The following is a 5,876-nucleotide window of genomic DNA, read 5'->3' as shown; positions in this document are numbered from 1 at the left end:
GGCTAACCCGAAGGAGGTTTGAGATGGGAAACGGATGGCATGAATGGCCTTTGATGGTCTTTACGGTTCTGGGGCAATGTGTCGTTGGCGCATTTATTGTGCTTGCCATTGCGTTGCTGACTCAGCGCAGTAGGGAAGAATACCGCCAGATCCATCTCTCGATGTTCTTTTTGTGGGTGTTGATGGCGATCGCTTTCATCGCCTCGGTTCTGCATCTGGGGTCACCGCTGCGGGCATTCAATTCGCTTAACCGGCTGGGCGCGTCGCCGCTGAGCAACGAAATTGGCAGCGGCTCGCTCTTCTTTGCGCTGGGCGGGATTTACTGGCTGCTGGCGATGATCAACAAGATGCCACGCGTGCTCGCTAAAATCTGGTTAATCGTGACCATGCTGGCAGGTGTTGGATTCGTCTTCGCGATGTGTCGTGTGTATGCAATCAATACTGTGCCAACCTGGGACAATGCGTATACCGCGTTTCATTTTGGCCTGACGGTACTGATTGGCGGACCGGTTCTGGGCTACCTGCTGCTGCGTGGTGCTAATATTAATGGTTGTGCGCTACGTCTGCTGCCGGTCATCAGCTTTGTGTCACTGGTCGTGAGTATGGCTGTTGTTGTTATGCAAAGCGCCAGTCTGGCAGGCATCAGCAGTTCCGTTCAGGCTGCGTCAGCGCTTATCCCACAATACGGTGTGTTGTCGGTGTGGCGGCTGGTGCTGGTTGTTCTTGGACTGGGCTGCTGGTTCTGTCCGCTTATACTGCGTAAACGACCTGCACTGGCCTCAATGATACTGGCCTTTGTGCTGGTGTTTGCCGGAGAACTGATTGGTCGGGCGATTTTCTACGGTCTGCATATGACAGTGGGAATGGCAGTGGGCGGCTAATTTCAGGTAGTCAGGTTTATCAGGAGGCACGTCGCCAGTAAGGATGTGCCTCTGCAAAATGAGTTAATTATGTCAGCAGAATCAATTAGTTTAACCGGTAAAGTATTAGGCGCGATGCTGTTTTATCCGCCGAGCTCTCCTGAAGTTAGCGTCTTAATTACGTTACTTGAAAGCAGCGTCTGGACCGAGTCATGGCCATGTGCGAGTGACGAGGCTAAAACTCAGGCGGGAGAAACATTCAGCCAGATTACGGCCGCGTCTGAAAGTCTGGATGACGCGTATCAGCGTCTTTTTATCGGCCCTTATTCGTTACCCGCGCCACCTTGGGGCTCGGTGTATCTGGACAAAGAATCAGTGCTGTTTGGCGATTCAACGCTGGCATTGCGCCAGTGGATGCGTGAAAACGGTATTGAACCCCATCTGGAGCAGGCAGAGCCTGAAGATCACATCGGTTTGCTGCTGATGATGTCTGCATGGTTAGCCGAGAATTCACCTTCTTTGCTGGATGAATTTCTGACAGAGCATTTATTGCCGTGGGCCGGACGCTATTTCGAATTACTCCGTCAGAAAGCAGAACACCCGTTTTATCTCGGAGTGGCCGTACTGGCAGAATCCACACTACAGGGCTGGAAACAACAACGTAGTCTGGAAGCGCCCGTCGTGGATCTGTATTTCTGATGAGCGATTCCCGCGACGCCAGATACTATCGTGCCTGGATGAGCAGCAGAACGGTCAGCCGCCGTGGGTTATTCCGCGGCTTGCTGTCACCGGGCAAACAGGCAATTGAACAGGCGGCACAGCCTTCTGCGAACTTGCTGGCGCGCGTGATTGCCCGTCCGCCTCAGGCCATTGCCGAACCGGTGTTTCAGCAACAATGTGATGGATGCGGACGTTGCGCACAGGCGTGCCCGGTCGGCATTATAAGCATCCAGGGAGGAAAGGCTTCGCTGGCTATCGATTATGCTGAATGTGACTTTTGCGGTGCCTGTACGCAGGCTTGCGAAAGAGAGGCGCTGGATCAGTGTGTGCCAATGGATACTGGTTTGCGTCCGGTTATTTTGTCCCAGTGTCTGGGACGGTTGGATGACTTGTGCCGAATGTGCGAAATTGCCTGTCCGCGCACGGCAATATTTTTTAATCAACAGAATCAACCTTCTGTTGATGACGCAAAATGTAATGGCTGCGGGAAATGCAAACTTGTTTGTTATCATGGTGATATTAACCTGTCTTTAAAGTGTCATTCATCTTAATCATTAAGCTTGATTAGTGTTTTCAATCATTCTTCTCCACTTTGTGCTCAGGTCAATTTTTGCCAGATTGACTTTTAAACCGCCGGTGGCATGATGCGCGCAATTTCTTCCTCTTTGTGGTCATCACCGCCCTATGTCCGCCTATTCCCGTCCTGTTTCTCTGCTCCTGTGCGGACTTCTGTTGTTGACGATTTCTATCGCCGTTTTAAACACGTTGGTCCCTTTGTGGCTCAGCCATGAGCAACTTCCAACCTGGCAGGTCGGACTCGTCAGTTCGTCTTATTTTACCGGTAATCTGCTGGGTACTTTGCTTGCGGGCGGACTGATTAAACGTGTTGGTTTTAACCGCAGTTACTACCTTTCCTGCATCCTGTTTGCTGTCGCGACCGCAGGTCTGGCACTTTCAATAAGTTTTTGGAGTTGGGTGACGGCGCGATTCGTTGCAGGCATCGGCTGCGCATTGATCTGGGTAGTGGTGGAAAGTGCGTTGCTACGCAGCGGAACCGTCAGAAACCGCGGCCAGTTACTGGCAGCGTATATGATCATGTATTACATCGGCACGGTGGTTGGGCAGCTTTTGGTGGGTACGGTGCCGACGGCAATTTTAAGTGTACTGCCGTGGGTGACAGCGCTGATTGTCATTGCAATGCTGCCATTGTTGTTAACGCATATTGAGAATCAGGAAAGCGGGCAGCCGCGTCATGCGGTAATGCCGATGTTCAGACGCCGTAATGCGCGGCTGGGAATTAACGGCTGTATTATTTCCGGCATCGTTTTGGGATCTTTATACGGCCTGATGCCTTTGTTCCTGACGCATCAGGGAATGAGCGATGCAGATGTAGGTTACTGGATGGCATTGCTGGTCAGCGCCGGGATTATCGGGCAATGGCCGGTAGGGCGTTTGGCTGACCGTTATGGCCGTCTGATGGTTCTGCGCATTCAGATCTTCGCCGTTATCCTTGGCAGCATTGCGATGCTCAGTGGTTATGCGATGGCTCCGACGCTGTTCATTCTGGGTTGTGCTGGTTTCACGCTGTATCCGGTCGCCATGTCCTGGGCTTGCGAAAAAGTCAACGCAGAGGAACTGGTGGCGATGAACCAGGCATTACTGATGAGTTACACCATCGGCAGCCTCGCCGGGCCGACAATGACCGCGATGCTAATGCAGAGTTATTCCGATCGTCTGTTGTTCGTGATGATTGCAGTGGTCTCGCTGGTGTATCTGGTGATGCTGATGCGCAAAGCGGATCATACGCATAATCCTGTAGCGACTGCCTAATCCTTTTCATAATTAAAGCTGCAATCCCAATGATTTTGGGTATGTTCTGAGCCATAAAGCAAAAAAGACGCCATTTGGCGTCTTTTTTATGAACATCTCAGGCTGTTAATAAATAACTTTATGCCCGTAACTGGCAAGAATATTTTTCACTCTTTCCATGATCTCTTTGGTGGGCGGATTTACGCCATCCAGACCGTATTTCTCACCCATTGCCGTCCATTTATGTTTGCCCAACTCATGGTATGGCRGCAGTTCGATCTTCTCGATGTTAGTCATATCTTTGGTGAACTCACCCAGCTTATGCGCGGAGTCATCATCATCAGACCAGCCCGGCACCACGACATAACGGATCCAGGTGCGCTGATTACGTTTTGCCAGATAGCGGGCAAAGTCCAGAGTGCGGTGGTTGGACACGCCCACCAGATTCTGGTGAATGTCATCATTCATCTGCTTGAGATCAAGCATGACCAGATCAGAGACATCCAATAATTCGTCGATCACCGGATCATAACGGCGGACAAAACCGTTGGTATCCAGGCAAGTGTTGATCCCTTCTTTCTGGCAGGCGCGGAACCAGTCACGCACAAACTCTGCCTGAAGAATGGCTTCGCCACCAGAGGCTGTTACACCACCGCCGGAAGCATTCATGAAGTGACGATACGTCACGACTTCTTTCATTAAATCATCAACATTGATCTCTTTTCCGCCATGTGTATCCCAGGTATCGCGGTTGTGGCAATACATGCAACGCATCAGGCAACCCTGGAAGAAAACAATGAAACGGATACCTGGGCCGTCAACGGTGCCACAGGATTCATATGAGTGGATGCGACCTTGAACGGACATGTGACCCCCTGACTCGGTGGTGCTTTCCGTGGAAATACAATCAGTTAAGTTACTCATAAAGTTTCACTTAGTCCTAAATAGTGCAGATTCGTGGACATTATATGGACACCCCGTTAAGTGGGTTTAATGAGACTGCATCCTGCAAAAAGTCCGGTGCAAAGTGCGCATAAACCATGGTCTGTTGTACGGTGGAATGCCCTAAAATTCGCTGTAGTGTAATAATATTACCTCCATTCATCATAAAATGCGTGGCGAATGTGTGCCGCAGTACATGGACAGCCTGTCCGGCGGGTAGGTCTGGCTTCATAGTTCGCAGTGTGTTTCGCACCGTGTCGTAATTGGGCGTAAACAGTTTCCCGGTACTACGTTTTTTCACCATTTTAACCAAGCCCTCAGACAGCGGTATTGTTCTGCGTCTACCATTCTTCGTTTTCATGAATGTCAGCATGCAGTTAATAATGTGCTCAGCTTTAAGATCTGCAACTTCACTCCAGCGACCACCGGTGGCCAGACAAAGCAGCACAGCGTTGCGGTTGTCTCCTTCCAGCATATCGAGCAACTGCGTGATTTCTTCCGTGGAAAGAAACGCCATTTCTGGCTCAGCCTCTTTAAGCTTTTTCACGCCTCTGAAAGGATGCTCGCTGTGATATTCATTGGCATCAATCAGCTTGGTAAACATGCCGCTGAATATAGCCTGATGACGGTTCACGCTGGCTGGTTTCAAGCCTTCATTCATCATCTTGACCCGATAATCCGTTATAGCTTTCTTGGTTATCTGGTCAGCTCTGGTCACCCCGATTTCAGCAAACTTAATCATGATTGCTGAAAGCCTGCCTTTTTCTATCAGACCACGGTTATGGTGCTTACCGTGGTATAGCCACCACAATTCCAGCAAATCAGTCAGCTTGCGGCGGTCTGCCGGTTTCTCTAACCACTCTTTATTATGGTAGTTAACCAGCACATGACGCTCATAAATCTGAGCCTCACCTTTCGTATTAAATTTACGCCGGATTCTTCTTCCCTCGGAACCCTGCGGCCTTACGTCCACTTCATATCGACCATCATCGAGCTTCTTAATTGACATAGCGAAGCCCTCCAATGGTTACAACTTTGTTCGGTACTGTTTGTTTGTGGCTGTAGCAGTCGGCGACTGTACAAAAATCACATATTTGTGCTGCGTATATCGTTAGCCAGTCTTTTGGTCTGAGTGGGATGAGGTTGGATTTTCTGGCCCAAAGTGTGCGAGTGCCGGCGCAATTTGGCCGGAAGCTGGGTCGGTTTCGTCAAACATGAACCAATCGCGATACTTGCGAAAACGCGGGTGTTTGAAAATCTTGATCCCCGCTTCCATCGACATTTTGGCTTTCCCAGACTCATAGCCATGATAGCTGGAATAATTAAGTCCAACTAATTCAGCGACTTCCTTCGATTTTAGACGCTCAGAGTCTCTTATGAGCTTTAATTTTTCAGATTGATCAATTGACATTTAATCGCATATCTCCCATTATTTTGGATATATAGTTCAGAAACAGCACCAATATAGATCTAACTAGTTCCAATTGGTGATCGGACAGTAAGTTGGAGAATAGCAAATGAATACGAAAGCTAAAACATCAGACC

General features: G+C 49.6%; 7 protein-coding genes. 4 read left to right on the top strand and 3 right to left on the bottom strand.

What is annotated here, in order from left to right; translation table 11 throughout:
• Window positions 1-23 precede the first annotated feature (23 nt).
• The 4 genes from AC1DUO_RS23065 (at window position 24) to AC1DUO_RS23050 (ending at window position 3,410) form a co-directional block, all read left to right on the top strand.
• On the top strand, window positions 24-881 hold the full coding sequence (locus AC1DUO_RS23065) for a dimethyl sulfoxide reductase anchor subunit family protein (RefSeq protein WP_013574783.1): 858 nt from the start codon (window positions 24-26) through the stop codon (window positions 879-881).
• A 69-nt stretch (window positions 882-950) separates the two neighbouring features.
• The gene (gene dmsD, locus AC1DUO_RS23060) at window positions 951-1,559 is read left to right on the top strand and encodes a Tat proofreading chaperone DmsD (protein WP_112151145.1); all 609 of its coding nucleotides are present in this window, start codon (window positions 951-953) and stop codon (window positions 1,557-1,559) included.
• On the top strand, window positions 1,559-2,131 hold the full coding sequence (gene napF, locus AC1DUO_RS23055; protein ID WP_112151144.1) for a ferredoxin-type protein NapF: 573 nt from the start codon (window positions 1,559-1,561) through the stop codon (window positions 2,129-2,131). Before dmsD ends, napF begins: the two co-directional genes overlap by 1 nt.
• Window positions 2,132-2,264: 133 nt before the next feature.
• Window positions 2,265-3,410, top strand: a complete 1,146-nt coding sequence (locus AC1DUO_RS23050; RefSeq protein ID WP_119261428.1) for an MFS transporter — start codon at window positions 2,265-2,267, stop codon at window positions 3,408-3,410.
• Between the two features lie 105 nt (window positions 3,411-3,515).
• Here AC1DUO_RS23050 and pflA read toward each other — a convergent pair whose 3' ends face one another.
• From pflA to AC1DUO_RS23035, 3 genes are all read right to left on the bottom strand, one after another.
• Window positions 3,516-4,256, bottom strand: a complete 741-nt coding sequence (gene pflA / locus AC1DUO_RS23045) for a pyruvate formate lyase 1-activating protein (RefSeq protein WP_477988923.1) — start codon at window positions 4,254-4,256, stop codon at window positions 3,516-3,518.
• 97 nt (window positions 4,257-4,353) lie between these two features.
• Complete coding sequence (locus tag AC1DUO_RS23040; RefSeq protein WP_015689581.1) at window positions 4,354-5,340, bottom strand: phage integrase; 987 nt, start codon at window positions 5,338-5,340, stop codon at window positions 4,354-4,356.
• A gap of 102 nt (window positions 5,341-5,442) precedes the next feature.
• Window positions 5,443-5,742, bottom strand: a complete 300-nt coding sequence (locus AC1DUO_RS23035) for a helix-turn-helix transcriptional regulator (RefSeq protein ID WP_112151143.1) — start codon at window positions 5,740-5,742, stop codon at window positions 5,443-5,445.
• Between the last annotated feature and the right edge of the window lie 134 nt (window positions 5,743-5,876).

Source organism: Rahnella sp. P4_A8 (assembly GCF_056402435.1).
This window is presented reverse-complemented; position numbering and strand designations above follow the sequence as displayed.